This window comes from Haloarcula sp. CBA1122, from assembly GCF_009741785.1.
GTDB lineage: Archaea > Halobacteriota > Halobacteria > Halobacteriales > Haloarculaceae > Haloarcula > Haloarcula hispanica.
On record NZ_WPCB01000005.1, the window covers coordinates 75,049 to 101,676 of the forward strand.

The 26,628-nt window shown below is 63.7% G+C and carries 27 protein-coding genes; 15 read left to right on the plus strand and 12 right to left on the minus strand.

Annotated elements, in window-relative coordinates; translation table 11 throughout:
* Positions 1–86: 86 nt before the first annotated feature.
* Positions 87–944, minus strand: coding sequence for a 3-hydroxyacyl-CoA dehydrogenase family protein (locus tag GJ630_RS03345; protein WP_014040268.1), 858 nt, complete (start codon positions 942–944; stop codon positions 87–89).
* Positions 945–1,213: 269 nt separating this feature from the next.
* Between GJ630_RS03345 and GJ630_RS03350 the strand changes: the two genes are divergently transcribed.
* On the plus strand, positions 1,214–2,089 hold the full coding sequence (locus tag GJ630_RS03350; protein ID WP_151103345.1) for a class 1 fructose-bisphosphatase: 876 nt from the start codon (positions 1,214–1,216) through the stop codon (positions 2,087–2,089).
* Positions 2,090–2,105: 16 nt separating this feature from the next.
* Here GJ630_RS03350 and GJ630_RS03355 read toward each other — a convergent pair whose 3' ends face one another.
* Positions 2,106–4,115 (minus strand): PKD domain-containing protein, encoded by a 2,010-nt coding sequence (locus tag GJ630_RS03355; protein WP_191449382.1) that lies wholly within the window; start codon positions 4,113–4,115, stop codon positions 2,106–2,108.
* Between the two features lie 107 nt (positions 4,116–4,222).
* Here GJ630_RS03355 and GJ630_RS03360 point away from each other — a divergent pair, with 107 nt between their 5' ends.
* From GJ630_RS03360 to GJ630_RS03380, 5 genes are all read left to right on the plus strand, one after another.
* The gene (locus GJ630_RS03360) at positions 4,223–5,986 is read left to right on the plus strand and encodes an acyl-CoA carboxylase subunit beta (protein ID WP_064288012.1); all 1,764 of its coding nucleotides are present in this window, start codon (positions 4,223–4,225) and stop codon (positions 5,984–5,986) included.
* A 128-nt stretch (positions 5,987–6,114) separates the two neighbouring features.
* Positions 6,115–6,498: a DUF5658 family protein gene (locus GJ630_RS03365; protein ID WP_050007112.1), complete on the plus strand. Its 384-nt coding sequence runs from the start codon at positions 6,115–6,117 to the stop codon at positions 6,496–6,498.
* 308 nt (positions 6,499–6,806) lie between these two features.
* Positions 6,807–8,063, plus strand: coding sequence for a Glu/Leu/Phe/Val dehydrogenase (locus GJ630_RS03370; RefSeq protein ID WP_014040272.1), 1,257 nt, complete (start codon positions 6,807–6,809; stop codon positions 8,061–8,063).
* Between the two features lie 63 nt (positions 8,064–8,126).
* The gene (locus GJ630_RS03375; protein ID WP_014040273.1) at positions 8,127–8,612 is read left to right on the plus strand and encodes an SRPBCC family protein; all 486 of its coding nucleotides are present in this window, start codon (positions 8,127–8,129) and stop codon (positions 8,610–8,612) included.
* Positions 8,613–8,763: 151 nt separating this feature from the next.
* Entirely contained in the window at positions 8,764–9,666 is a 903-nt protein-coding gene (locus GJ630_RS03380; RefSeq protein ID WP_371726885.1) for a DMT family transporter, read from the plus strand.
* 17 nt (positions 9,667–9,683) lie between these two features.
* On the opposite strand, the gene GJ630_RS03385 is transcribed toward GJ630_RS03380, so the two are convergent.
* Positions 9,684–10,478: an RIO1 family regulatory kinase/ATPase gene (locus GJ630_RS03385; RefSeq protein ID WP_014040275.1), complete on the minus strand. Its 795-nt coding sequence runs from the start codon at positions 10,476–10,478 to the stop codon at positions 9,684–9,686.
* An 83-nt stretch (positions 10,479–10,561) separates the two neighbouring features.
* On the opposite strand from GJ630_RS03385, the gene GJ630_RS03390 reads away from it, so the two are divergent.
* A complete protein-coding gene (locus tag GJ630_RS03390; protein ID WP_191449383.1) occupies positions 10,562–11,701 on the plus strand; it encodes an acyl-CoA dehydrogenase family protein in 1,140 nt (379 codons plus the stop codon).
* A 15-nt stretch (positions 11,702–11,716) separates the two neighbouring features.
* Here GJ630_RS03390 and GJ630_RS03395 read toward each other — a convergent pair whose 3' ends face one another.
* Both GJ630_RS03395 and GJ630_RS03400 read right to left on the minus strand, forming a co-directional pair.
* The gene (locus GJ630_RS03395) at positions 11,717–12,133 is read right to left on the minus strand and encodes a universal stress protein (protein ID WP_191449384.1); all 417 of its coding nucleotides are present in this window, start codon (positions 12,131–12,133) and stop codon (positions 11,717–11,719) included.
* 55 nt (positions 12,134–12,188) lie between these two features.
* Complete coding sequence (locus GJ630_RS03400) at positions 12,189–13,652, minus strand: RtcB family protein (RefSeq protein ID WP_191449385.1); 1,464 nt, start codon at positions 13,650–13,652, stop codon at positions 12,189–12,191.
* Between the two features lie 215 nt (positions 13,653–13,867).
* Between GJ630_RS03400 and GJ630_RS03405 the strand changes: the two genes are divergently transcribed.
* The 4 genes from GJ630_RS03405 (at position 13,868) to GJ630_RS03420 (ending at position 16,344) form a co-directional block, all read left to right on the plus strand.
* Positions 13,868–14,392, plus strand: a complete 525-nt coding sequence (locus GJ630_RS03405) for a DoxX family membrane protein (RefSeq protein WP_044951822.1) — start codon at positions 13,868–13,870, stop codon at positions 14,390–14,392.
* Positions 14,393–14,406: 14 nt separating this feature from the next.
* Positions 14,407–14,703: a hypothetical protein gene (locus GJ630_RS03410; RefSeq protein WP_014040280.1), complete on the plus strand. Its 297-nt coding sequence runs from the start codon at positions 14,407–14,409 to the stop codon at positions 14,701–14,703.
* 191 nt (positions 14,704–14,894) lie between these two features.
* Positions 14,895–15,587 (plus strand): metal-dependent hydrolase, encoded by a 693-nt coding sequence (locus GJ630_RS03415; RefSeq protein ID WP_023843252.1) that lies wholly within the window; start codon positions 14,895–14,897, stop codon positions 15,585–15,587.
* Between the two features lie 70 nt (positions 15,588–15,657).
* Positions 15,658–16,344, plus strand: coding sequence for a protein sorting system archaetidylserine synthase (locus GJ630_RS03420; protein ID WP_191449386.1), 687 nt, complete (start codon positions 15,658–15,660; stop codon positions 16,342–16,344).
* Between the two features lie 25 nt (positions 16,345–16,369).
* Here the strand turns inward: GJ630_RS03420 and GJ630_RS03425 are convergent, their stop codons facing one another.
* Positions 16,370–17,146: an alpha/beta fold hydrolase gene (locus tag GJ630_RS03425; RefSeq protein ID WP_191449387.1), complete on the minus strand. Its 777-nt coding sequence runs from the start codon at positions 17,144–17,146 to the stop codon at positions 16,370–16,372.
* A gap of 147 nt (positions 17,147–17,293) precedes the next feature.
* Here GJ630_RS03425 and GJ630_RS03430 point away from each other — a divergent pair, with 147 nt between their 5' ends.
* A complete protein-coding gene (locus GJ630_RS03430; protein WP_014040284.1) occupies positions 17,294–17,539 on the plus strand; it encodes a hypothetical protein in 246 nt (81 codons plus the stop codon).
* Positions 17,539–19,812: a CDC48 family AAA ATPase gene (locus GJ630_RS03435; RefSeq protein WP_014040285.1), complete on the plus strand. Its 2,274-nt coding sequence runs from the start codon at positions 17,539–17,541 to the stop codon at positions 19,810–19,812. The genes GJ630_RS03430 and GJ630_RS03435 overlap by 1 nt, the downstream gene beginning before the upstream one ends.
* Positions 19,813–19,889: 77 nt before the next feature.
* On the opposite strand, the gene GJ630_RS03440 is transcribed toward GJ630_RS03435, so the two are convergent.
* Entirely contained in the window at positions 19,890–20,642 is a 753-nt protein-coding gene (locus GJ630_RS03440) for a TrmB family transcriptional regulator sugar-binding domain-containing protein (RefSeq protein WP_050038019.1), read from the minus strand.
* Between the two features lie 131 nt (positions 20,643–20,773).
* On the opposite strand from GJ630_RS03440, the gene GJ630_RS03445 reads away from it, so the two are divergent.
* Entirely contained in the window at positions 20,774–22,309 is a 1,536-nt protein-coding gene (locus tag GJ630_RS03445) for a hybrid sensor histidine kinase/response regulator (RefSeq protein WP_191449388.1), read from the plus strand.
* A 61-nt stretch (positions 22,310–22,370) separates the two neighbouring features.
* On the plus strand, positions 22,371–22,931 hold the full coding sequence (locus tag GJ630_RS03450; protein ID WP_191449389.1) for a DUF420 domain-containing protein: 561 nt from the start codon (positions 22,371–22,373) through the stop codon (positions 22,929–22,931).
* An 85-nt stretch (positions 22,932–23,016) separates the two neighbouring features.
* Here GJ630_RS03450 and GJ630_RS03455 read toward each other — a convergent pair whose 3' ends face one another.
* From GJ630_RS03455 to GJ630_RS03475, 5 genes are all read right to left on the minus strand, one after another.
* Positions 23,017–23,577, minus strand: a complete 561-nt coding sequence (locus GJ630_RS03455; protein ID WP_044951824.1) for a GNAT family N-acetyltransferase — start codon at positions 23,575–23,577, stop codon at positions 23,017–23,019.
* Positions 23,578–23,638: 61 nt separating this feature from the next.
* Positions 23,639–25,081, minus strand: coding sequence for an amidophosphoribosyltransferase (purF, locus tag GJ630_RS03460; protein ID WP_191449390.1), 1,443 nt, complete (start codon positions 25,079–25,081; stop codon positions 23,639–23,641).
* 14 nt (positions 25,082–25,095) lie between these two features.
* Complete coding sequence (locus GJ630_RS03465) at positions 25,096–25,269, minus strand: 50S ribosomal protein L37e (protein WP_004517916.1); 174 nt, start codon at positions 25,267–25,269, stop codon at positions 25,096–25,098.
* Complete coding sequence (locus tag GJ630_RS03470) at positions 25,266–25,448, minus strand: LSM domain-containing protein (RefSeq protein WP_004517917.1); 183 nt, start codon at positions 25,446–25,448, stop codon at positions 25,266–25,268. The genes GJ630_RS03465 and GJ630_RS03470 overlap by 4 nt, the downstream gene beginning before the upstream one ends.
* A gap of 73 nt (positions 25,449–25,521) precedes the next feature.
* Positions 25,522–26,580, minus strand: coding sequence for a M20/M25/M40 family metallo-hydrolase (locus GJ630_RS03475; RefSeq protein ID WP_191449391.1), 1,059 nt, complete (start codon positions 26,578–26,580; stop codon positions 25,522–25,524).
* Between the last annotated feature and the right edge of the window lie 48 nt (positions 26,581–26,628).

Here is a 26,628-nt window from a genome sequence, read left to right on the forward strand (position 1 = left end):
TGGGTCTTTACTGTTGGCCAACGCGCGGCCCGTTGCCGGGTATGGTACTCGGCTCGCTACTATCTGTGCTCGCCACCGCAGATCTATCAGTCGTAGTCGTAGAAGCCCCGCCCGGACTTTTTGCCGAGGTCGCCGGCCGTGACTTTGCGTTTGAGCAGGTATGCGGGCTTGTAGCGGTCGCCCAGTTCCTCATACAGCGTTTCGGAGGCATCGAGGACCACGTCGAGGCCGATGTGGTCGGCCAGTTCGAGCGGCCCCATGGGGACGTTCGTTCCGAGAGTTAGCCCGCGGTCGATGTCGGCCTTATCCGCGACGCCCTCGTCGTACGCCCGGATGCCCTCGTTTATCCAGGGCATCAGCACCCGGTTCACGACGAACCCGGGCTTGTCGTCGGCCTCCCAGGTCTCCTTGCCGATGTCGTGTGCGAACTCGCGGCCCAGCGTCACCGTCTCGTCGCTCGTTTTCTCACCGACGACGAGTTCGACGCCTTTCATGATCGGTACAGGGTTCATGAAGTGCAGTCCGAGGACCTGTTCTGGCCGTTCGGTGACGCTAGCGATGGTCGTAATCGAGAGCGTGCTCGTGTTGCTGGCTAGCACCGTGTCCGGCCCGCAGACGGCGTCGAGCTCCTCGAACACGGACTGCTTGATGTCCATGTTTTCTGTTACGGCCTCGACGACGAGGTCGGCATCCGCGAGGTCCTCCATCTCTGTGGTTCCGGTGATGCGGGCTGTTGCCGCTTCTGCTTCCTGTTCTGTCACTGTGTCGCGCGCAACGAGCGTCTCGAAGCTCGACTGGATCTCCTCGAACCCGGCGGCAACCAGTTCGTCTGTTACATCGCGCATGACGACGTCGTAGCCGGCCGTCGCTGTGACCTGTGCGATACCGTTACCCATCGTTCCGGCTCCGACGACGCCGACGGTGTCGACTGTTTCGAGATGCATACCCGCGCCTTCGTCCGGCGGTCGTGTAAGTCTGCCGACGGTATCGGATCGGCATGGCGGCCCCAATCCGACCGAGTCAACCTGTCACAGGCTTACCGGCAAGCACTGCCCCGCGGCTGAATATTCACTCGAAATGTAGTAAATGTCAGCAAAAAGATACTTATGGTGTGCCGGGGAACCTACTGGTGATGAGAGACCCTGCGGGCAGCAGGCTCGGAGAAAAATTCGACTGGTCACCGGATGGCCAGTCCCTGCCCCTAATCTGACAAATGAGTAAGTCACTCGACATTTCGACCACCGAAGCCGAGCAGACAGTCACGGCAGTCATCGAGACCATCGCCGCGACGACACCGGACGTCCGCCGCGCCATCGCCGACCACCGTGGCCAGAGCAACTCGGTCAACCCCACCGGCGACGACCAGCTCGCGGCTGATCTGCGCGCCGACGAACTGTTCGAGGAGCGGGTGCTTGACATCGACGGTGTCGCCTCCTACGCCAGCGAGGAACGCGCGGACGTGAAAACGACAGACGGTCGCCTCCACGTCGCCATGGACCCGCTCGACGGGTCGAGCAACCTCGAACCCAACAGCGGGATGGGGACGATTTTCGGCGTCTACAGCGAACAGCCGCCGACGGTCGGCACCAATCTACTCGCCGCCGGGTTCGTCATCTACGGCCCCATCACCTCGATGGTCGTCGCCCGGGACGGCAGCGTCCGCGAGTACATCCTCGAAGACGGCGACAAGCGGGTCGTCGACGACGACGTGACGGTTCCGGAGGACCCCACAGTGTTCGGGTTCGGCGGCGGGGTCGACTCCTGGACAGACGAGTTCGAATCCTACGCCGAGGACGTCCGTCACGAACTGAAACTCCGATACGGCGGAGCGATGGTCGCGGACATCAATCAGGTGCTCACATACGGCGGTATCTTCTCGTACCCCGCACTGGAGTCACGCCCCGAAGGAAAGCTCCGGGTCCAGTTCGAGGGACAGCCGATGGCCTACATCCTTGAGTCGGCCGGCGGTCGGTCCTCCGACGGCGACCAGTCGCTGCTCGAAATCGAGCCCGACAAGCTACACGAGCGGACGCCGCTGTATCTCGGGAACGACGACCTGATCGACCGGCTCGAAGCGACTATCGACTGACGGCTCGGATATTGTTTCAGTAACCGAGATATATCGCCAGCGCTTTGAGAACGCCGTACAGCCCGACAGCGACGCCCAGGAGCCCGCCAAGAACGGTGCCGACGATGCCGTCGGGCCACAGCGAGAGCGGGTTCGGAATCCCGATGGACGGCAACGCGGGAATCGGCAGGCCACCGCTGCCGCCTGTCACGTTCCCGATGCGTTGCCCGTCGACCATTAGCTCACCAGTCTTGTTTGCGGGTACCGAGCGAGCAAACTCCGTCGTTCGTGTCTCACCGGCAGGGACCGTGACCGTCCGCGTCGTCAGTATCGAGGTGTTGAGCGCGACGATCACGTTGTGGTCCCCGCTCGCAGTTCCCCGGTTTTCAAGCTCGACGGCGATGACGGTTCGCTCGCCGGGGCCGAGTTCCGATGGAACTGCCGTGGCGTTCGTGACCACGATATCCGGCTGTCCGGGTTCTTCTGTCTGTGTCTCGGTCGTCTCGGGTTCGGCCGTCGACGTTTCCGAGTCGGTTGTCGCCGCCTCCGCATCCATGTCTGTCGCTGCTGTCTGTTCGACTCCGACGACGAACGTCGAGAAGCCCGAAGAGTCAGCCCGGTAGACGATGTGTGACTCGCTCCGGCCGGCGATGTCGGTCGCTAACGGCGTCCACCCGTCGTCTTTCCGGAACAGCGTCACAGCATCGGGTTCCGCGTCGACCGCCGCCAGCGCGTCACGGTCAACAGTAAACGTGAACGTCGCGTCCTCGGCCGGAACGGAGCCGTGGTCGATATCGAACCGGCTGACGCCGGTGTGCCCGGTGGCAGTCGTAAACGCTGGCGTGGGCTGGCGGGAGCGGACGGTGAGTGTGGCGGATTCGTTACGCGGGAACGACGCGGCAAGCCGCTCCAGCGTTCCGTTCTCACTGGTGACGAGTGGCCCCTCCGAGGGCCGAATCTGCTGTGTCTGGCCGGATCCGTTCACCGAGACGTTCGCCACGGTCGCGTTCGGCTGCCGCACAGTCACGTTCCCGGCGGTTCCATTGCCCGTCACAGACACGACTCTGGTCACAATTTCCGTGTTCCCGAGCGGATCGGCGGCGGTCACTGTGACTTCGTGACTGCCGGGCGAGGCGAAGGCCACGGTGATGTTCTCGCCGGTCAGGATCGTATCGCTCCCCACCTGCCACCGGACCGACTCGACGCCCTGATCGTCTGTCGTCCCCGCCGCGGAGAAAGTCACCGACTCGCCGACCGTCGCGTTCTCCGGCCCGGCAACGGTGACGTTCGGTGCGGAATCGTCATAGAGGAACGTCCGCTGTCGGCCAAAGGAGTTCTCGTTACCGTTCTCGTCGGTCACCGACATCAGCAGCAGCGAGTACTCACCCTCCTCCGGGAACGTGTACTTTCGTGTGTACGTGATCGTGTTACCGGTGCGTTCGGTGAATCCCGAGATATTGAGTGTGTCTAGCGATGGGCCGCCGACGGAGATTCGAAGCTGCTGTATCGGTTCGTGAATCCCAACAGAGATGCGGGCGGTGGAGCTATTGACGCGGCGTACCTCGAACGACTGGTACTTCGGCACGACGGCGTCCATCCCGGTGACGGTGACCGACTCGTGGGGAAGTTCGTTCCCCGCTTCGTCGGTGATACTGGCGGTGTCACGGAGGCTGACAGTGACGTTGTCTGTGTCGACTTTTCTCTCTAGCAGCAGGGAGACGCGCACCCCGGTCCTGTTTTCGCCGGAGGCGTTGATCGATGCGACCGAGACGTTCTCCACTCGACCCGCGGTTAGCTCGAAATCCGCTGCCTGAATCGTACTCGTGTCCACCGACCCACCGTCGTCGTACAGGGACACCTCGATAGTCGTCGCGTTGCCCCGCGTCGCATTGCCCCACTCCGGCGACTCGGTGTCTTCGGCCGCGACCGTGCCAGAAGCGACTGCAATGAGCAGCGGGAACAAAAGGAATACCGCGAGAAGCAGGAGCCACCGGCGACGACGCCTGGCCGACGGCGGCGTCTCTCGGGGGTGGCCGGTGGCACTCATGGTACATGAGTAGTCCGGCACCCGATATCAATGGTGCGCCACCATTACGAGAGGTGATAATCGCACGCGGGGTAACTACTGTGATCCCCGGGTCCGTTGGGTGTGGTATGAAAGTGCATATCGCGGCCGAGGCCACGCGCGACGAGGCGTCGGCCATCGCGGCCGCCGTCGCCGAACACACCGGCCGAACTGTGGAAGTGTACGTCGGCGACGAGGAAACCCCGACGTTAGTCCGCGAGGTGACCGATGAAGATGGGGCCGAAGATACAGCCGTGGACGGCGATTCGGCGGACGCTGCACCGACGGAACGAGAGAAACGCCTCCGTGAAGAGATCGCCGACATCGAACGTGGCGGGCCGCAGAAGTACCGCGACCGCCTCACCGAGCAGGGGAAGCTGTTCGTCCGCGACCGACTCGAACTCTGGTTCGGCGACGATGGCCTGGACTTCGAGGACGGCCGGTTCGCGAACTTCGACTCGTGGCATCCCAGCAGTCCCGACGTGGACGACGAGGACGACCGGCTGCCGGCTGACGGACTCATCACCGGCGCGGGGACCTTCGAGGGCAGACAGGTACACGTCGCCGCCAACGACTTCACCGTCAAGGCAGGATCAATCGCTCGCCACGGCGTCGAGAAGTTCCTCCGACTGCAAGAGCGCGGGCTGAAGAGCGGACAGCCGTTACTGTATCTGGTCGATTCCTCGGGCGGCCGTATCGACCAGCAACGAGGCTTCTTCGCCAACCGCGAAGGGATCGGGAAGTTCTACTACAACCACTCGCTGCTATCTGGCGCGGTTCCACAGATATGCGTCCTATACGGCCCGTGTATCGCTGGCGCGGCCTACACACCGGTGTTCGCCGACTTCACCGTCATGGTCCGTGGCATGAGCGCACTGGCAATCGCATCCCCCCGAATGGTCGAGATGGTCACTGGCGAGGACATCGACCTCGAAACGCTCGGCGGGCCGGACCTGCACGCCCGTCACTCCGGCAGCGCGGATCTGGTCGCCGACGACGAGGACCACGCCCGCGAGCTCGTGGCGCAACTCATCACGTATCTGCCCGATAACGCTGACGAGAAACCGCCACGGACCGACGGAACCGCGCCGGCAGTTGACCCTGCGGGCCTCGACTCGGTCATCCCCGCAGAACCGAACAAAGGCTACGATATGCACCGAGTTATCGAACACATCGTCGACGCCGACTCCTTCTTCGAACTGCAGTCGGAGTACGGGGCCGAAATTCTGACTGGATTCGCCAGAGTCGACGGCCGGCCCGTCGGTATCGTCGCCAACCAGCCGAGCCAGCGGGCCGGCGCAATATTCCCTGATTCGGCCCGCAAAGCGGCCGGCTTCGTCTGGACCTGTGACGCCTACAACATCCCACTGCTGTACCTCTGTGACACGCCGGGGTTCATGGCAGGCTCCTCGGTCGAAAAGGAGGGCATACTGGAAGCCGGGAAGCGGATGATCTACGCTACCTCGCAGGCCACCGTTCCGAAACAGTGCGTCGTCGTCCGGAAGGCCTACGGCGCGGGCATCTACGCCATGTCAGGCCCCGCCTACGACCCCGAAGCGACCCTCGCGCTCCCGGGCAGCGAAATCGCGATCATGGGGCCAGAAGCCGCGATAAACGCGGTGTACGCGAACAAACTGGACGCAATCGACGACCCGGAAGAGCGGGCCGAGCGCGAGCAGGAGCTACGCGAGGCGTACCGCGAAGGCATCGACGTCCACCGGATGGCGAGCGAAGTCGTCATCGACGAGATCGTTCCGCCGGGTGACCTCCGAGACGAAACCGTTGCCCGGTTTGACCTATACGAGGACGTCGAAAAGGACCGACCAGAGAAGAAACACGGGACGATTCTCTGACTGTATTCGTGGCGGCCCATACACCCGTGTTTCTCGGGAGTAGACAGCCCCTACCCCTTCCGTTTCAGTAGTAAACACTGTGTATTTAATACACTGGGTGAAAACAGGATAACAGACCACGTGGGGGCGTGGTTGCGGAGGGTGACGTGTTCACAACGGACCGAACGGTCCCGATAGGGATCATCGACAGGTGGTGTAGCGCCCTGCTTGACGAACTAGCGGCCGTCGAGCGAGAGCTATGGCTGGTAGTCGCCGTGACGCTCATCGTCGACGTGTGGCTGACACACGTCGGCCTCCAGCACGGCCTCCACGAGGGAAACCCCGTGATGCGGGCCGCGATAGAGACGTTCGGGATCGCCGTTCTCGGAGCGACGAAAGTCGGCGTTCTCGGGCTTGCAGGGCTGACCCGCCAGCTGCTGAACGAGCAGCGCGGCGTCGTCGTGCCGCTCGGGCTAGCGCTCCCGTGGGTGGCGGCCGTCGTGATAAACGCGGTCCTCTTGATTAGCCTGTAGCCGTCTCGGGGTTTCCGTCCTCCGATTTCAGTCGTCTGCACGCTGGACAAAGGCCGTCCGCTCGAACGTACAGACGAGCGTGTCGCCCTTGCTGCAGCGTCGACCTGCATCGTAGCGATACCACGACTTCGTCGCCGGTCAGTCGCTTGTACAGGACCGCCGTTTCCGCACGGATCGTATCGCCATGGACGACCGTGCTCAATCGCCAGCAATCCATGTGGCCGACTAGTGCCGTTGTGGGTATCGCTCGTCTAGAGAATCCCATGGACGGCGGTACTCTTTTGCCCACAGTCTGAGACATTCCGCGTATGTCTCCAGAGGTAAACCCGTTTGAGAGTTTACAGGAGCAGATCGACGACGCGTCGGACTATCTCGAATATTCGACCGACGTGCTCGAACGGCTGAAACACCCCGAGCGAGTGCTGGAGACGAACCTCTCCGTGGAGATGGACGACGGCTCCGTCGAGGTGTTTCGAGCCTATCGCTCACAGTTCAACGGCGACCGAGGGCCGTACAAGGGCGGAATCCGCTATCACCCGCAGGTCACACGCGACGAGGTCAAGGCGCTGTCAGGCTGGATGGTGTACAAGTGCGCCGCCGTTAACATCCCCTACGGCGGCGGGAAAGGCGGTATCGAGATCGACCCGCGCCAGTACTCGGCCGACGAGATAGAGCGGATAACGCGGTCGTTCGCGAAGGAACTTCGCCCGATCATCGGCGAGGACCGGGACATCCCCGCGCCCGATGTCAACACCGGACAGCGCGAGATGAACTGGATCAAAGACACATACGAGACGCTGGAGAACACCACCGAGCCCGGCGTCATCACCGGCAAGGCCCCGGAGTCGGGCGGCAGTGCGGGCCGCGTTGAGGCGACGGGTCGTTCCGTGATGCTCACCGCACGCGAAGCGTTCGACTATCTCGGCAAGGACATCGAGGACGCAACCGTGGCCGTACAGGGCTACGGGAACGCCGGCTCCGTCGCGGCGAAGCTCATCGAGGACTTGGGCGCGAACATTGTCGCAGTGTCCGACTCCTCCGGTGCCGTCTACAACTCCGACGGACTCGACGCACGCGACGCGAAGGCGTTCAAAAGCGAGACCGGGTCGCTAGCCGGCTACGAGGGCGCGACGGAAGAGCTGACGAACGAGGAGCTGTTGACGATGGACGTGGATCTGCTCGTTCCGGCGGCGCTCGAAAACGCCATCGACGGCGACCTCGCACGCGACGTACAGGCCGACATCGTCGTGGAGGCGGCAAACGGCCCGCTGACACCGAACGCGGACGACGTATTCACGGAGCGCGACGTGGCCGTGTTCCCTGATATCCTCGCCAACGCCGGCGGCGTCACGGTGTCGTACTTCGAATGGGTCCAGAACCGCCAGCGGTTCTACTGGTCCGAAGAGCGGGTCAACGACGAACTGGAGACCATCATTACGAACGCGTTTGACGACCTCGTCGAGACCTACGAGGAGACCGGCGCGCCGAACTTCCGGACGGCGATGTACGTCGTCGCCATCCAGCGCGTCGTCGCTGCCGCAGAGGAAGGCGGTATCTGGCCCTGACTCCGTCCCGGCATCGGTCGTGGCTATCGCGGGTGTTTTGCCGGCGCTTCCCCTACTGCGTGTATGAACGTTTACGAGCGGCAGGTTCGCGTCGAAGCCCCGCTGTCAGAAGTCTGGAAGTTCCACGCGACGGGCGATGGGCTGGTCGCGCTGACTCCCGACTGGATGAACATCCGCATCGAGGCGGAGCGGGGACCGGATGGCGAGCCGAATCCCGAGGAACTGACCGCCGGGTCGGTTGTCGAATCCTCAATCAAGCCGTTCGGCGTGCCGCCGCGCCAGCGCTGGGTCTCGAATATCGTTGCGCGGGAGGAGGGCGAGGACGAAGCGATGTTCCGCGACGTGATGGAGGAAGGGCCGTTCCCCCACTGGGAACACACGCATACGTTCAAAGCGCTGAGCGACAGGGAGACGCTCGTCCACGACCACGTCGAGTTCGAACTGCCTGGCGGACCGCTGGGCCAGGCGCTCGGCCCCTTCGGCTGTCTGGGGATGGAGCCGATGTTTCGGTATCGCCATCAGCAGACGAAGGAACTGCTCGAAGGCTAGCGTATTCGGGTCCGCGGACGGCACGGTCCCGACTATGGTCTCCGGTGTTTCTTTATCCCCGTGTCGGATACTGCCAGAGGATGAGTAGACGCGCCGTCGCGGTAACTGATGAAGTCGTGGTGTCTCCGCGCCACAACGGAGCGAAACGGACGTGACGGAGCCGCGAGTCGACCCGCGAATCGCGCTGGCTGTCGCCGTGCTCGCAGTCAGTACGAGCGCAATTCTCGTCCGCTGGAGCGCGGCAGCGGCGTCGGTCGCGGCCTTTTATCGCGTCCTGCTGACGACCGCGCTGCTGGCCCCGCTGGCGCTGGGCCGGCATCGGTCGGCGTTCGGACGGCTCTCCCGGCGGGATGTACTGGCGGCTGCGGCGACTGGCGTCGCGCTCGCGGTTCACTTCGCCGCGTGGTTCGAGAGTCTGGCGTGGACGAGCGTCGCGGCGTCAGTCACGCTGGTCCAGTGCCAGCCGCTGTTCGTCGCTGTCGGCGCGTGGGCGCTGCTCGACGAGCGCGTCACACGCGGCACGACGGCGGGCATCCTCGTCGCTATCGGCGGCATCGTCGTGATGTCCGTCGGCGAACTGCTCGGCGGTGGCGCCATCGGCCCGCGTCCGCTGTACGGCAACGCGCTGGCCCTCGTCGGCGGTGTCATGGCCGCCGGCTACGTGCTCGCCGGGCGCTCGCTCCGCCAGCGGTTCCCCCTCATCCCCTACGTGACCGTCGTCTACGGCGTCGCCGCGTTTTGCCTCCTCGCCTTCGTCGTCGCGTCGGGCCACCCCGTGACCGGCTACCCGCCGCGGGAGTGGGTGCTGTTTCTCGCGATGGCCGTTGGCCCCGGTGTGTTCGGCCACACCGTCCTCAACTGGGCACTGGCACACGTCGAATCCAGTATGGTTAGCGTCTCACTGCTCGGCGAACCGGTCGGGAGCGCGCTGCTGGCGCTGCTGTTACTCGCGGAGATGCCCGGGCCGTCGACCGTCGCCGGCGGGGCCGTCGTGCTCGTCGGTATCGGCGTTGTCGCAAGAAGCCGGGCGGTCGGGGCAACGCCGGCGGACTGACACTGTTCCGAGCCAGTCTATGCGCGTTTTTCCACGGCTCCACGGATTTCTGCGGCGGCGAAGTCGTGGTCCGGGCGGATGTTGACGAAGTCGAGGAACTCCTCCGCGGCCAGCAACTCGGACGTATCGTAGTGGCGTGCGGCGGCGGAGACAGCCGGCGGCGCACCGATGAGCGGCTCCAACGCGCCCAGCGCACAGGCAAGGTCGTAGGCGCGAGCGTCGCTGATCGCTTCCTCGCGCACGCTCGTGGCGTCGATGAAGTACAGGTCGTCGTGGGCCACGAGCACGTTCTCACACCGGAAATCGCCGTGAGCCAGGCCGTCCTCGTGCATCCGGTGAAGAAAGTCAAACACCGTCGGGCTGTGTCGCTCGACGGTCTCGGCCGGGAGGTCGTCCAGCGGTTCGAAGTCTGGGATGTACTCCAGCACGAGTACCCCCATCCCGTCGTATTCGAAGGCCTCTATCGGCTCGGGGGCGTTGACGCCGATCTCCCGCATCCGCCGGGTCGCCGCCAGTTCGTGTTCTGCCATCTCGTAGGGCGTCCCGAAATGCTCGAAAAAACCCTCGGTCCCTGACGAGAACGCGCCGATGTTTCGGCCGGCGGTCAACAGTGTATGAACCAGCGAGTTCTGCCCCGTGATGACTTTCACGAACCACTGATCATTGACGACCAGCGGAGTCGAGAGCCAGTTGTCCGCCTCCAGAAACGCCACATGGGCCGCGGGCTCGTCGTACCGCTCCATTACCGCTCGCACCACGCCTTCGAGTTGCTCCCAGGGGACCGTCCCGCGGAGGAGTCGCCGGAACGCCATTCCACCTGAGAAAAGCCGTGGACGGGCAAATGGCTTGTGTCTGCCTCCGTGTGCTATTTAATAACACAGAACATAGATTCGGTATGGAGTTCGACGTTCCCGGCGAACACCGGATGATACGGGATTCGGTCCGCGAGTTCTGCGAGAACGAGATTCAGCCGATAGCCCAGGAGATAGAGGACGAGCACCGGTTTCCGGCGGAAATATTCGAGGAACTGGGCGAGCTTGATGTCATGGGTGTGCCGATCAGCGAGGAGTGGGGTGGTCTGGGCGGCGATACGTTGATGTACGCGCTCGTCGCCGAGGAACTCGGGCGCGTTTCCGGGAGCATCGGGCTCTCGTACGTGGCCCATACCTCGCTCGGAAGCAAGCCCATAGAGTTGTTTGGCACAGATGCACAGAAAGAGCGCTGGCTCACACCGCTCGCTTCCGGCGAACACCTCGGCGGCTGGGCGCTGACTGAACCGGGCAGCGGGAGCGACGCCAGCGACATGGACACGACGGCCGAGCGGGACGGCGACGAGTACGTCATCAACGGCACCAAGCAGTTCATCACGAACGCCTCCGTCGCCGGGTCGGTGCTAGTCAAAGCCGTCACCGATCCTGAGTCCGGCTACGACGGCATCTCGACGTTCATCGTCGGTCCCGATGACGACGGCTGGGAGGTGACGACCGAATGGGACAAAATGGGGCTGAACGCTTCACCGACCTGCGAACTCCAGTTCGACGACTGTCGGATTCCCGCGGACCGACTGCTCGGCGACGAAGGCGACGGCTGGGAGCAGACGCTGAAGACGCTCAACGGCGGCCGCATCTCTATTGCTGCGCTCTCGACGGGGCTCGCACAGGGGGCCTTCGAGGCCGCGAAGTCCTACGCCACCGAACGCGAGCAGTTCGACCGCCCCATCTCGAAGTTCGACGCCGTCCGGGACAAGATCGTCGAGATGGACCGCAAAATCGAGCGCGCCCGCCTGCTGACCCACAAGGCGGCGACGATGTACGACCAAGGCGAGGACGTGACGCGGCTCTCCTCGCTGGCAAAGCTCGACGCCAGCGAAATCTGTTGTGAGGTCGCCGAGGACGCCGTCCAGGTGCTTGGCGGGTACGGCTACACGACTGATTTCGCGCCACAGCGGTTCTACCGGGACGCGAAGCTCATGGAAATCGGCGAGGGGACAAGCGAGATTCAGCGAATGGTACTCGGCCGGGAACTGGGTCTGTGATACTCAGAGCGACGCTTACACGTCGGACGGGCGTTCGGGGACGATAGTAACGGGCACGTCGGCGGCGTCGATGACAGCGACTGCGGCGTCGCCTTCCCGGAGTCTGCCGGCCAGCCCCTTCGGCTCGTGGCCCATGACGATGTGCCGAACATCCACGTCGGCTGCGAGTTCCAGTAGTTCGTTGCCGATCCGCGTGCCCGAACGCATCGCGGACCGACCGACGTGTTCGATAGCGACCGTCGCCACGACGGTGGCGTCGCGGAACCGGTCGCGCATCTCGTCCCGGAGTTGCATGGCCGTGCCGTCGGCGGTGTCCTCGTCGACGAGGTGGACGACGTACAGTTCCTCGTCGAACCCGTCAGCGAGTCGAACTGCCGTATCGATGACCGCCGGAGAGACCGAATCGTTGGCGATAGCCACGAGAATGGTCATACAGGACACAAGGCCTTCGCGTGCAAATCACTTTCTGCCGAACTAACAGGTCCGCTCACTCAGTCGCCTTCAGGTTGTGGACCGCGTCGACCCACTCGACGACCTCTGCTGTCGGCCGGAGGGCCGAGAGGATGGCCTCGGCGTCCTTGTACGCCATCGGCGCTTCGTCCCGGACACCTTTAATGACGGACTCCGAGTAGACGCCGTCCATCGCTGCGGCGAACTCGTCCATGTCGACCTCGCTGTGGGCCTGCCGGCGACTCATCACGCGACCCGCGCCGTGCGGCGCTGTCTGGTGGTACTCGTCGTTGCCCCTCCCGCGTGCGATAATCGACCCGTCGGCCATGTTGAACGGGACCAGCAGCCGCTGTCCCTCGCGGGCCGGGGTCGCACCTTTTCGGATGGTCAGGTCCCTGAAATCTATATAATTGTGAATCGATTGAAACTGGTCAACGGGGTTGATCCCCAGCGCGTCGCAGACGGCGTCGCTCATCAGTTCGCGGTTCCAGCGGGCGTACTGCTGGGCGAACAGCATGTCGACGAGGTAGCCGTGAGCCTCGCGGCCTTCGAGCCAGTCTAAGTCCGTGTTGCGGTCCTCGTCGTCGCTGCTGTGGATGGCGTCCTGGACCTGTCCCAGCGCGTCGAAGGCGTCCTCGATTTCCTTGCCGTCGAGTTCGCGCCGGAGGCGGTCCTTCCGGATGTAGGACTCGCCCATGCCGCCGGTGACCCAGGCGTAGAGGTCCCGCGATTCGACTGTATCGGGGTCGAACTTGAGATACTCGACGTACTCGTCGGGGATCTGCTCGCGGATCTCGCCGATGGTCCGGCGGTCCGTCGCCGTCGATTGCCAGTATTCGGCGACAGACTTACCCAGATACCGGGACCCGCTGTGGATGACCAGCCAGTAGTCGCCCGACTCGCGTGCCCGGCCGAACTCGACGAAGTGGTTCCCGCCGCCCAGCGTCCCCGCACTCTTGATTATGTACCCCATTCCCTGGCGCTGGTCGGCCAGCACGCGGTCACACAGCGACTCGAAGTACTCCTCGTCGTAGCCGTCGAAATCGAACTCTACAGGGTCGATGTGCTCGCCGAACCGCTCGGCGTAGGCCGCGTCGAACTGCTCGAAGATGCGGTTGGCCCGCTCGGACGGGAACTCCTCGACGAAATGGACCGCGTCGTCGTAGTCGTGAACCGACCGCCCCATCGGGACCGCCTCGCGGACGCGGCGCTCGCGCTCTTCGTCTTCCAGCGGGAGCTCCGGCCCGAGGTTCGTCGCGGCCATCCCACAGCCGACGTCGACGCCGACGATGTTCGGGACGACGCGGTCGCCAAGCGGCATCGTGAAGCCGATGGGTGCGCCGGCCCCCCAGTGCGTGTCCGGCATGATCCGCACCGGTTCGGTGAACGCAGGATGGTCGATGAGCGTCTCTATCTGCTCCCGACACCCAGCCTCGACGAGCGATTCGTCGTCGACCATCACCCGCGCTGTGGTGTGTTCGCCCGTCAGTTCGAGTACCATTGGTGTCCTACCGTAGTTGCATGGATGGTTTGAACCTCACGGTGGCCCGTGGTGTCTCCCCGTCGGAGGAAATAAAAACGCAACCGAACAGGTGTCGAAACGCTAAACGGCTGATACATCCCTTCTCAGGGGCTGAGATGTGTTTTCACTCGGTGGGAACGCTCGTTCCCTTATATATCATAGCGGCGCGGAACTCTATATGTGAGGTGACACAGATGTCCTATCAAGCGGCGAACCCCCTGGCAGACGACTTCGAGCTCGAGCTCGGCGGGGCCTGGACCGCGTACTGGCTGGCGTTCCTGCGTGTCGTAACCGGCTGGTGGTTCTTCCACGCAGGCGTAACGAAGCTCATCGAGAACGGGCTGGCCTACAGCTACGGGCCGACGTATCTCAAGCAGATGACTGGCACGGCACTCGGTCCGCTCCCCGTGCTGATGGGCGAATACCTTGGCTGGCTCATTCAGGCAATGGTCCCGCTGGGCGAGACGCTCATCGGGCTGGGACTGATGGTCGGCGCGCTAGTCAGGCTCGCCTCCGTCTTCGGGGTCTTCTTCATGGCCCTGTTCTGGATCGGCAACGCGGAGTTCGGCCACGGGCTGGTCAACAGCGACTTCATGGGCATGCTGCTGTTCATGACGATGATCGTGCTGGCTACCGGTCGCTACTACGGCCTCGACGCGATCATCGAGAAGACCACACTGGTCAAACGACACCCGAAACTGAGGTACCTGCTCGGCTAAGGAGGTGACCACCAATGCAACAACACACCACCGTCATCGACAAAGCGGCGATGGCACTCAGCGGCGGACTGATGCTGCTGGGCGTCGTCGTCCTCGGCATCGTGGAGATACTGGCGGGTAAGCCCTACAGCGCGGCACCGCTGACGAACGACGCGGGCGAGATCATCGCCACCCCGATGATCGATCCGACGCTCCGGACCGGACTGGTCCTGGCCGGCCTCCTGGTCCTGGCCCTGTACGCGCTCTACAGGCTCGTCGCCCCAATGAAGAATCAGACGGCCACGGCACAGCAGGAAATCACGGCAGACTGAGCGGTTCTCGTTTTCGCTGTTTTGACTCGGTGTGTCGATACTGTTTACAGAAGTGATAGTGGGTGCCGCACCACCCCACCGATTCCCCACTAACAACGTATTTACTATGGGTATATTAATCAAGTGGGGTAGTTTCTCATTCTGATAGCGCCCACCACAACGCTCATTTCTGTGGTGGTGTTGATATCTATATGCCTTCGCTGGTGGTTCACTACGCCTTCGTTGGGTTACTCGCCGCAACGCTGCTGGGTGCTGCATTCGACAAGCGGTCGCTGCTCCTTTCAATACTTGTTGTCACGTTTCCCGATGTAGACGCGTTCGTGGGCCTCTACTGGCAGGCCGGCCACCGGGCTGCGACGACGAACCTCGTCATCCCCGCGGTGCTGGCGCTCCTCATCGCAGTTGACCTGTACGTGCGCGACGACTCGTATATCAGGGGCCGATGGGGGGCCTACGGTGTTCGAGTCAGTTGGTTCTGTGTCGTGGTGTATGCGGTGGGCCACGTCCTGCTTGACATGATTACGGGCGGTGCGAACCTCTTCTGGCCGCTGTACGACCAGTTCTATCAGCTCAGCGGCCATCTGGAGCTGTCGAGCCAGCGCGGCATCGTCCAGACGTTCGTCGAACTGCCCGAGCCGTCCTCTCAGGCTTCCGGTGGCACCGGCACGGGCGGGAGCGGCGGGTCGACCACGCAGTCGATGGGCAACTCCAGCGAGGTACAGATGAGTACCGGCATCGACCCGAATCCGGGACAACCGGAACCAGAAAACGTCGACCGCGTGTTCCCCATCGCCCGAAGCGGCTGGGAACTGGTCGTCCTCGTCGTTGGGACGCTCGCCACCACCGCTCGCCTCGTTATCGGCCACGACCTCCCGGAGGAGTAACGCGGCCGGTCGGCACTGCGTAGCGTTCGTTTTCGAGTCCTTCATATACGCCGTGGCCAACCGGGGAACCATGGGCTTCGAGGTACGCCGACGACTCAGTGTCGCCGACACGGTGACGTTGTTCAACGCCGTCGTCGGGTTTGTCGCCGGAGCCATCGCCTTCACCGACCCGCATCTGGCCGCTCGGCTCATTCTGCTGGCTGTTATCGCCGACGCTATCGACGGGATCGTCGCCCGGAACGGCGACAGTTCGGCGGTCGGCCCGCTGCTCGACTCTGTGACTGACGTGGTCTCCTTCGGCGCGACACCGAGCCTCTTTCTGTACGTGCTGTTGACAGACGCCTACGGCGGCATCGAGTCCGCCCATCCGGCCGTGTTCGTCGGCCTCGCCCTGCTCGCCTCCGCGTACGTCGTGTGCTCTATCGTCCGGACCGCGTTCTACTCGACGTACTTCGATTCTCCCGACGAGCGGCCGGGCATGCCGAACACCCTCGGGAGTATCATCATCGCGACGGCGTATCTGAGCGGCGTCACGAACCCGCTCGTCCTGAGTGTCGGCGCGCTCGGTCTCTCGCTTGCGATGATCGCGCCCTTCGACTACCCCAAGCCAGGGCCGAAATACGCCATCCCGATGGGTGTCGTGCAGGCTGTCGCCGTCGTCGCACCAGCGGCGTTCTTCCGGGCTGGGCCGCGGGCGATGCTCGCCATCTCGCTGCTGTTTTTCGCGCTTGGGCCGTGGGTCTACTCCGGAGAGTAACCCCTCTCCAGCCGCTCAGGCCCGCTCAGACCGTGTCATCGATGAACTCCTCTAGGACGTCGTTGAACGTCTCGGCCTGTTCGACCATCGCGAGGTGTGCAGCGTCGGGAATAAACGACACCGCTCCGTCTTGGACCTCGCGGGCCAGTGTCTCGTGATACGCACGCGGGGTCAGTTTGTCGTGTTCGCCACAGACGGCCAGCAGGGGCACGTCAATCTCGCCCAGTCGTTCGCGCACGTCGAAACCGTGACACGTCATGAAGTCGCGGCGGGTTACCGCCTGCCCGACCGTCTCCATCTGCTCGTGGGAGCGCGACACGGCCTCGTGGCCGGTGTCGTGGAACAGGCGGTCCCGTTCGTGCAGGAACTCGACGGCGCGGTCCCAGTCGTCCGCGAGCCACTCCTGTAATCCCTCGAACACCGGGAGTTCGGGGCCGGTCCCCAGCAACACTATCGCCTCGGGCGTCCAGTCCCGCTCCAGTGCGACCCACTGGGCGACGGCCCCGCCCAGCGAGTTCCCGACCAGCACCTCCGCGTCTGTCTCCCGCCCCACAGCGACCACGTCGTCCGCGTAGGCGTCGAGTGTCGTGGTCCCGGCGTCGGTGTCGATATCGTCCGAATCTCCGTGCCCTGACAGGTCCAGTGCGACGGCGGGGTGAGCCGGTCCGGATGGCACGTACTGACGACCCCACACGCGGTGTGTCGCCCCGCTGCCGTGGACATACAGCGCCGTCGGCCCCGATGCCGCAGGCTGTGTCTGTCTGTACGCCGTGACTCGCCCGTCGTGATTGACCCGTTCCATGCGACACCGTTCGGAAGCGGTGTGGATAAAAGGTTGGCGCGCTCAGCTGAGGTGTGAACCGCATTCAAGCAACTACACTCATTTTTCCGCCGTACAGCGTATTTCGGCGATAGATTTATATACTTGTCACGCTTACTTTGAGTTAGCATGACTTCAGAACAGCAGTTGTTCGACGAGACGCCCCTCCGCCGATTCGAGTACGACGACAGCGTCGTGTTCGCGGCGGACGTGGGACCTGCCGCCGATGCGAGTGTCGATGTGGTCGACGGGACCGTCATCGTCGTCGCAGACGGCCACCAGTACGAACAGGAGATCCCCGCTGGCGACGCACGAGCGTTTATCAACCACGGGGTTCTCACTATCGAACTGTCAGACGGCGAGGGAGATAACTGATGAGACTTACTGTTAAACCACTCAAACAGAAAGACGCTGGCCGTGGCCTCGCGGCGATTGACCGCGCCGCGATGGACGAACTCGAACTCGAGAACGGCGACTACATAGTTCTCGAGGGGAAGCAGGACAGTCGCGCTGTCGCCCGGGTCTGGCCCGGCTACCCCGAGGACGAGGGGAAGGGCATCGTCCGCATCGACGGGCAGCTCCGCCAGGAGGCCAACGTCGGTATCGACGACCCCGTCAACATCGAGAAGGCCGACGTCAACCCCGCGACCTCGGTCACCGTCGCGCTGCCCCAGAACCTTCGGGTCCGGGGCAACGTCGGTCCGATGATCCGCAACAACCTCAGCGGCCAGGCCGTCACGCAGGGCCAGACGGTTCCGGTGAGCTTCGGCCTCGGACCGCTCTCCTCGATGTCCGGCCAGAAGATCCCGCTGAAGATCGCCGAGACCGAGCCCTCCGGCACGGTCGTCGTGACCGACTCCACGGACATCCAGGTCAGCGAGATGCCCGCCGAGCAGGTCCACAGCGGCGAGGGCGCACCTGAAGCGAGCGACACTCCCGACGTGACCTACGAGGACATCGGCGGGCTCGACCGCGAACTCGAACAGGTCCGCGAGATGATCGAGCTGCCGATGCGCCACCCCGAACTGTTCCAGCAGCTCGGCATCGAGCCGCCGAAGGGCGTCCTCCTGCACGGCCCGCCCGGCACGGGCAAGACGCTGATGGCCAAGGCCGTCGCCAACGAGATCGACGCGTACTTCACCACTATCTCCGGGCCGGAGATCATGTCGAAGTACTACGGCGAGAGCGAGGAGCAACTCCGTGAGGTCTTCGAAGAGGCCGAGGAGAACGCCCCCGCTATCGTCTTCATCGACGAGATCGACTCCATCGCCCCGAAGCGTGGCGAGACCCAGGGCGACGTGGAGCGCCGCGTCGTCGCCCAGCTGCTCAGCCTGATGGACGGGCTCGAAGAGCGCGGACAGGTCATCGTCATCGGCGCGACCAACCGCGTCGACGATATCGACCCCGCCTTGCGCCGTGGCGGCCGCTTCGACCGCGAGATCGAAATCGGCGTCCCGGACAAGAAGGGCCGCAAGGAGATCCTGCAGGTCCACACCCGCGGGATGCCCCTCTCCGAGGAGATCAACATCGAGAACTACGCCGAGAACACCCACGGCTTCGTCGGCGCTGACCTCGCGACCCTCACGAAAGAGAGCGCGATGAACGCCCTCCGGCGCATCCGCCCCGAACTCGACCTCGAATCCGACGAGATCGACGCCGAGGTGCTCGAACGCCTGGAGATCAGCGACAAAGACTTCCGCGAGGCGATGAAGGGCATCGAGCCCTCCGCGCTCCGGGAAGTGTTCGTCGAAGTCCCGGACGTCACCTGGGACTCCGTCGGTGGACTCGAAGACACCAAGGAACGGCTCCGGGAGACCATTCAGTGGCCTCTGGAGTACGAAGACGTGTTCGAGTCGATGGACCTCGAAGCCGCGAAGGGCGTACTGATGTACGGCCCGCCCGGCACCGGGAAGACGCTCTTGGCGAAGGCCGTCGCCAACGAGGCCCAGTCCAACTTCATCTCCGTGAAGGGGCCGGAACTCCTGAACAAGTTCGTGGGTGAGTCCGAGAAGGGCGTCCGCGAAGTGTTCAGCAAGGCCCGCGAGAACGCCCCGACCGTGGTGTTCTTCGACGAGATCGACTCCATCGCCGGCGAACGTGGCGGCGGCACGACCGACTCCGGCGTCGGCGAACGCGTCGTCTCCCAGCTCCTGACGGAACTGGACGGGATCGAGGACATGGAGAACGTCGTGGTCGTTGCGACCACCAACCGACCGGACCTCATCGACGACGCGCTCCTGCGCCCCGGCCGACTCGACAGGCACGTCCATGTGCCCGTCCCGGACGAGGAAGCGCGCCGCGCCATCTTCCAGGTCCACACCCGCGACAAGCCGCTGGCCGACGGCGTCGACCTCGACGAACTGGCCAGCCGCACGGACGGCTACGTCGGCGCGGACATCGAAGCGGTCGCCCGCGAGGCGTCGATGGCCGCGACCCGGGAGTTCATCAACAGCGTGGACCCCGAGGACATCGGCGACAGTGTCAGCAACGTCCGCGTGACGATGGACCACTTCGAGCACGCGCTCTCCGAAGTCGGCCCCAGCGTCACCGAGGAGACCCGCGAGCGCTACGACGAAATCGAGCAGCGCTTCGACCGGGCCGAACCCGGCGTCACTGACGAGAGCACGGCCAGTCGCACCTTCCAGTAGCGACGGTCGGCACTCGATAGCGACGGTCGACACACCGACGCTGATTGTTACGTCTTACAGGCGATTTTCTCGCTGCGTTATTCGTCGTCAGCCCTGTCCAGCGTGATCTCGCGACACTCGTAGGCTTCCTTCGTCGCACCGGCCCCGCCGACAGTGACCGGTCCGGCATCGGTCTCGATAGTGAGTGACCGTTCGGCCGGGTTCGTGCTCGATGCGGGATAGACGACGCTCTGCCGGACGTTTATCACCGGTCCCGATATCGTCGTCTCCGTCCGGTCCGCAGTCGAGATGACCCGAGCGCGAGCAGTGATCGCCGTCCCCGCGCGCAACGCCAGCGCCGCCATGAGTACCGCGAACTGGAACGCGGAGAACGTTCGCGGGAACGCACACACGCTAGCGATGTAGTGTTCCGTCCCCATCAGCCAATGAGTGCCGAGAAACATCGCGAATTCGTCGTGAGCGAGGTTTTCGTTGTCGAACTCGGTCGCCTGATATTCTGCTATCGAGTCGGTCAGCAGTCCGGAATGCCCAGTGAGTCCGCGCTGGATATCTGCGGTCACGAGCAGTGGGGTAATACCGCTCTCGATTGTCCTGACCGCCGTTGCGATATCCTCGTATGCGGGCGTCGGTGCCGTCGCATCGCCGTGGACCAGTAACAATACCAGTACATCCCGCTCGATAGCGGCGCTGAGTTGCGGGACAAACTCCGGGAGGGACGATTTCGGGACCGCAACCGTGAGGCTCTCCTCGGCACTGTCGATAAGAGATTGTATCGCATCGATGACTGCCGACTGGGTCCGATGGATTTCCAGCCCCGGTTGTGCCATCATCAAAGGATACGGTGCCGTGTGTATAAATCGTCCCCTGAAATGGGCAATAGCGTCGCTGAGATGGTAGAGGTGTCAACAATGGAGTATTTCGTGGTGTAACTTCTTTATGCGTGTGTCTCCTCGGAAGGGTGATGAAGTCACAGCCCACCGTCCTGTTTGTCCGTAGTCCGAGCCAGGACAGGGCCGCGATTTCGATGCTCCGGGACAGTGATCTCACCGTCCACGAATTCGACGGTGTTCGCGATCTGGAGTGTGCGCTCGGCGACTACGACACGGACTGTGTCGTCACGAACTGCGAAGTGGAGAACCCGGACGGGACACAGTATCTCGGTGGGTTGACCCTTATTGATCGACTGCAACGAAATCACCCCGAACTCCCGGTCGTCCTCTTTGCCGAGGTGACAAACGGCGACATCGCCCGCGAGGCCTACAGCCGCGACGTGTTCGGCTACGTTCCGAGCACAGTGAGCGACGCTCACCAGCGGCTTCTGGCGCGGGTCGACGCCGCCGTCGCTTCCAGCCCGGCCCGTCAACGGGCGAACAAGCGAAAACAGCTCAACGAGGCCGTCCGGCTGGTCAATCAAGCGCTCGTCCGCTCACAGTCGCGGGTGGATATCGAACGCGACGTCTCGGCGGTTCTGGCGGGCACAGCCAGATACAGCGAAGCCTGTACGGTGACCTGTCAGCACGACAGGCCGGTCGTTCGAGCGCTGGGTTCACAGCGGGACCGCGTCTCCATCACCGTGCCGGAGCCGTTGTGCCGCGCCGAGTCGGAGGACCGACTGGTCGTTGCGGATATCGACCCAGCAACGTTCGCAAATGACACAGACGTACTGGAAACGGACTGTGCCCGAGTTCTCGCTGTCCCACTGGTGTACGATGGGACGTCGTACGGCGTCCTCGGAGTGTACGCAGACCGCGTCGATATCTTCGACACGGAAGAACAGGACACGTTCCGGGAAGTCGGCCACAACATCGCGCTGGCTATCGACGCGAGCCAGACGAAAGACGCGCTCCAGCAGCGGACGACGGAACTGGAACGACAAAAAGAGCGACTCCGAGAGCTCGCACAGATAATCTCACACGAGCTCCGGAACCCGCTTCAGGCGGCGATGGGACGAGTCGAACTGCTAGCCGCGGAACACGCCGCCGAGGAGTTCGACGCCATCCAGCGCAGCCACACCCGCATGTCGTTTCTCATCGACGACCTCATGGAAATCGCCCGTCAGGGTGGCCGACAGTACACCGTCGAGCCGGTAACACTCTCAGACGTGATGGCGAACGCCTGGACGACGGTCGACACCGACGGGTCGACCATCGAAATCGACTGTACCGAGACGATACTGGCCGATAGTGGCCGACTGTGTCAGCTCGCGGAGAACTTCTTCCGGTTCGCGACGGAGCAGGGCAATACCGAGAAGATAACGATCACGGACACGGTCGACGGGTTCGCCCTCGAACACGACGGCACCCCGTTGGAGACGGGAAACGAGAAACCGTTTGAACTCTACTACGCCTCCAGTGACGAAGGGGTCGGGCTCCACCTCGCCGTGATCCGGGAAATCGCACACGGTCACGGGTGGGAAACCGCCCTCTCCAACGACTCGACGGGACGGGTCCGACTGGACGTAACCGACGTCGAGCGGCCGGCAGCGAAAACCACGTAGTGACCCCGCCTCGCCGTACGTGACTCGAAACCGTATTTTGCGTCCAGTCCGGAGTTGTGGTATGGATCTTCAGGCTCGGTATCGCGTGCCAGCACTCACTGGCCTGTTGACGGTCGTGTCGCTCGCGCTCGTGTTCGGGGCCGTTCTCGGGGCGATTCCACAGTCCGCTCTCCCGGCTGCGCCCGCGAGCGTACTCGGGGCGATCCCCCACGCCAACGCCGTGGTCAGCGCCCTCGCTATCGGAACAATCGTCGGCGGTATCCGAGCGATCCGCCGCGGCGATGTCGCCCGACACCGGAAGCTGATGCTCTCCTCGTTCGGCCTGTTCGCTCTGTTTCTCGTCCTGTACCTCTACCGGATAACGCTTGAAGGGCCGACGGACTTCACCGGCCCGGCAGTCGTCGAGACGTACTTCTATCTCCCCTTCCTCGCTATCCACATCCTGCTTGCCATCATCGCCATCCCGGCGGTGTACTACGTCCTGCTGCTGGCCTACACGTACCCCGTCTCGGAACTGCCGTCGACGAACCACCCGCGGGCCGGAAAGCTGGCCGCGGGGCTGTGGCTGATCTCCTTCTCGATGGGGATCGCCGTCTACACGATGCTGTATCTGGTCTGGTAACGTCATAGTGATTATTGCGAGTCAGTACCACATCGACCGCACGACAGCGTGCGGTCGGAGCGGCAACCAGTCGCAATACTCACTATCAGTCGCTCTCCGTTCGGAGCAACCCAAACCACAACATGTCACGCCACGCGCCGTCGAGATACCACTCTTCGCGGTGTGTCCCTTCCTTCGTGAATCCAAGCCGTTCGACCACCGCGACGGAGCGGTCGTTCCCGCCCACAATCTTTGCCGACCACTTCCGGAGCGCCCGCTGGTCGAAGCCGTACTGGACCAGTCTGCCCGCCGCCTCAGTGGCGTACCCCTCGCCCCAGGCGTCCGGGTCAAGCCAGTAGCCCAGTTCGGCTGTGCCCCGCTCCGGGTCGTGGTCAGTCATGGCGACGAGCCCGACCGGTTCGGTTCGGTCCTCGACCCGTCCGGGACTCCCGGCCGGGTCGACACAGACCAGCAGATGAACCGAGTCCTCATTGGAAAGTGTCTCCTCATAGAACGTCTCCAGTTGGTCGGCGGTTGAGGGTTTCGCGTACGTCCCCAGCCCCCAGACCTGTTCGTGGTGGAACACCTGCCGTATCCAGTCGAGGTCGTCGCGGTCTGGTGACCGGAGGGCTGTCCGCTCGGTTTCGAGAAACGCGGGACCAGGCATGGCTGGACGCTCACCCGGAGGCAGTAAAAACGTGATGCCTTTGTGGCCGCTCACAGCCGCCTTAGTCGTCAGCTGGGCGCGACTGCGTGCCGATGTCCGGGCGGGCCACGTCGCGGTCCGTCGCCTCGCCATCAATGTCGTAGGGGTATTCGCCGGTGACACAGCCGAGACAGAGGTCAGCCCGGCTCTTGTCCAGCGTTTCCGCGATGGCGTCGATAGAGAGATACGACAGCGAGTCCGCCTCGATTTCGTCGCGAATCTCGTCGACGGACTGGTTCCCGGCGATGAGTTCATCGCGGGAGGCCATGTCGATGCCCATGTAGCACGGGGCGACGATGGGCGGCGCGCCGATACGGACGTGGACCTCCTCGGCCCCGGCGTCTTTCAACAACTGAATCAGTTGCGTCGAGGTGGTCCCGCGGACGATAGAGTCGTCGATGATGGTGACGCTTTTCCCCTCGATGGTCGATTTGATGGGGTTGAGTTTCAACCGGACGGCCCGTTCGCGCTCGTCCTGAGTCGGCATGATGAACGTCCGGCCGACGTACCGGTTTTTCATCAGCCCCTCTGCGAACTCGATGTCCGAGCCGTCGTCCTGTGCGGCCTCTGCGTAGCCCGAGGCAAACGCGCGCCCGGAGTCAGGAACCGGGAGCACGACATCGGATTCGACGCCGGACTCCTCCCAGAGTTTCCGGCCCAGTTCGCGCCGGACCTCGTAGACGAGGTTCTCGTCGATGGTCGAGTCCGGTCGCGCGAAGTAGACGTGCTCGAAGAAGCAGTGGGCCGTGTTCTCGGGCTCGACGAGCTGGTAGGTGTCGTAGCCGGTGCCGTCGGCGTGCAAGACGACGAGTTCGCCGGGCTTGACGTCCCGGATGAGTTCGCCGTCGAGCGTATCGATGGCGGCTGATTCGGAGGCGAGGACGTAGCCGTCCTCGAGTTCGCCGATACACAGCGGCCGGTTCCCCTGCGGGTCGCGCACGCCGAGCACCGTCTCGTCGTGCATAATCGTCAGCGAGTACGACCCGTGGATACGGTTCATCGTTCGCTTGACAGCCCGAACCAGGTCCTCCTCTAAGAGATTACGCGCGAGGTCGTGGGCGATGACCTCGGTGTCGCCGTCTGAAGTGAAGGCGTGGCCGAGGTCGGCCAGTTCGTCGCCGATCTCGTCGGCGTTGACGAGGTTCCCGTTGTGGGACAGCCCCAGCGACCCCGACTTGAACGAGACGGAGAACGGCTGGGCACAGCAGGCGTTGACGCTCCCGGCGGTCGGGTATCGGACGTGGCCGATACCGTTCGCGCCGTTGAGCGATTCCAGGTCACCGGGGTCGAAGGCGTCACCGACGAGGCCCATCTCGACGTGGCTGTACTGCTGGAACCCGTCGTGGGTGACGATACCGGCTGATTCCTGACCGCGGTGCTGGAGCGCGTACAAGGAGTAGTAAAGCGGTCGGGCGGCGTCACGGTCCTCCAAAGAGATGCCAACAACGCCGCACTTCTCGTGCATTTGTGTTGAGTGTGTTATTCGCCCGCTTTCGACTGCCACTCGTAGTCACGCCGCTTGGCCGACTTGCCGAAACCGCACGACGAGCAGACCTTCTTTTTCGTGTGATACGACTTTTCGCCACACCGTCGACACTTCGTGTGCGTCGTGGTGTTTTTCTTGCCCTGACTCGGAGTTCCTGCGCCAGTCATGGAGTAATTGAGACGACGTTATCGCCGCGTATAATCGTTGTGTCTTCATCCTCGACGACGAGGTTCATGTGTTGATCGTAGCCGGTGAGTTCTCCTTCAAAGAGTTCGCCACCTTTCAGCTGTACGGTGACCGTCTCACCGAGGGACGCTTCGAGTACATCCAGCGGTCGTCCACTCATGTACGGTTTGGATAGTGACGGGCGCTTAAACGTACCGTTTGTATGGTGGCACGCGCGAGGCCGGTCTGCTTCCCTACACGTCGACGCTAAAGGGCGCTCGGTCGGCCGCTCGGACGGCGAAGCCGGCCAGCAGGTCCGCGAGCGCGTCGAGGTCGTCGGGATCGATGACCTCGACCGGCGTGTGCATGTAGCGGTTCGGAAGTCCGACGTTGACCGACGGAATCCCACCCCGAGAAGTGTAGAAGGCGTCCGCGTCGGTTCCGGTCCTGCTGCCCGTCGCCTGCAACTGAATGTCGATGTCCTCCTCTTTGCCGGTCTCTCGGAGAGCGTCGACGGCGACCGGATGGTTCGCGCTCCCGCGAGCGACGACCGGTCCCGCACCGAGTTCGACGCCGGTGTCGGCTTTGCCCGGCGAACCCGGCGAGTCCGTCGCGTGTGTCACGTCAGCAGCGATGGCGACATCCGGCGCGAGATCGAACCCGACCATCTTCGCCCCCTGGACGCCGACCTCCTCCTGCACCGTGGAGACGGCGTACACCGTCGCGTCCGCACCGGCCTCCGCCGCGCGCCGAAGCCCCTCAGCGGCCGCCCAGATGCCGATACGGTTGTCCATTCCTCGGGCCGCGAGGCGGCCGTTCTCCAGTTCGCTCAGCGTCTGGACGAACGTCACCGGGTCGCCGCGGTCGACGAGTGATTCCACCTCGTCACCGTCCTCGGCCCCCACGTCGACGTGCTGTTCGGCGATCTCCGGCACGGAGTCGTCGTCCGAATCCCGGAGGTGAATCGCGGTCTGGCCCACGACGCCCGATACCGGCCCGTCGGCCGTGTGAATGGTGACGTGTTGCCCGCGCGAGACGGTCTTGTCCGAGCCGCCGATGCGGCCCAGTTTGACGAAGCCGTCGTCGGTGAGGTCCCGGACGATGAAGCCGATTTCGTCGCCGTGGCCCGCGAGCGCGACGGTCGTGTCGCCACCTTCGACCTTCGCGACGGCGTTGCCGTAGTCGTCCGTTCGGACCTCGTCGGCGAACTCGCTGACGTAGTCGAGCCACACCCGCTGGCTGTCGGCCTCGTACCCCGACGGGCCGGGCGTCGTCAGAAGCGATTCCAGGAACTCGCGTCGTCGTGTGTCCATACGCGGGATAATCGCCCCGTGGTCATGAAAACAGCGGACGGCACGCGG